The sequence below is a fragment of the Streptomyces sp. NPDC031274 genome, from assembly GCF_055570235.1.
Genome location: NZ_JBVIHP010000436.1, coordinates 1 through 1,076, shown reverse-complemented (window position 1 = coordinate 1,076; position 1,076 = coordinate 1). Strand labels below are relative to the sequence as shown.

The window sequence follows — 1,076 nt, the reverse complement described above, 5'->3', positions numbered from 1 at the left end:
ACGCGCAGACCGGGGACGTCGGTGAGGGAGTTGAGGGGGCTGAGGGGGGCGCGGGAGTTGACGGGGTTTCGGGGGGCGCGGGTGTCGGGGGAATCGGGGGAATCTGAGGAAGCCATGCCGACTTGCGTATCACGCGGGGGAGTTACGCGGCTGTCTCCCTGCGGGCCATCCGGCTGGTGAGCGTCACACCGGTCGCGACGGTGGCCGTCGCCACCAGCCCCGCGACCAGCACGGCCCAGCCGCCGGCGAACGTACTCGCGAGGGTCGCCAACGCGCTGGCGGGCAGCACGAGTTGCTGGGCGATTCCCACCTTGAAGTAGCGGGAGTGCAGCAGCCAGACGGTGAGGAGATACAGCGCCATCGGTACGGTCACGGCGGCGGACGCCGCGAGCGTCGAGACGTGCGCCTTGCCGACGGCCTCCTCGACCGCGACCTCCAGCCCGGCGCCGATCGCGGCGGCCGCGCCGAGGATGAAGTAGTGCCCGTACCCCCACAGGAAGGCCTGGCGGTTGGCGCTCAGACGGCCGTGGATGGGCACGACGAAGTAGATCCACCACGCGGCGAAGACCATCAGGAGGCCGCCCGCCGCGACGGGCAGGAGCTCGCCGAGCGCGTCGTTCTCCTCGATTCCGGACTTCACGGCGACGGTCGCCGCCGCCATCGTCTCGCCGAGCACGATGATCGTGAACAGGCCGTACCGCTCGGAGATGTGGTGCGGATGCCAGGCCGTGGTGTAGCCCTTCTCCGCGAACACCGGCACGCACATCTCGAGGATCGCCATCGCGAGGAAGAGCCAGGGCCGCGCGTCCTCGGGCAGGAACAGCAGCCCCGACCAGCCGATCTGACAGACCAGCACACCGAACGCGTACCGCAGCGCGGTGGTGCGCTCGGGGCCCGTGGCCGACTTGGCGACGCGCAGCCACTGGGTGGTGAGCGCGACGCGCATGATCAGGTAGCCGAGCCAGATGAGGAGGAAGTCGTGCTCCTCGAACCCCTTGGACACTCCGGCGGCGAAGACGAGCACACCGGCGATCTGTACGAGCGTGACGACCCGGAAGAGCACGTCGTCGTTGTCG

Annotated in this window: 1 protein-coding gene; it reads right to left on the bottom strand. The window is 69.7% G+C overall.

From position 1 onward, the window contains the following. Positions 1–142: 142 nt before the first annotated feature. On the bottom strand, positions 143–1,076 hold a 934-nt coding region (locus tag ACZ5CR_RS46990), incomplete at its 5' end, for a low temperature requirement protein A (protein WP_468870195.1).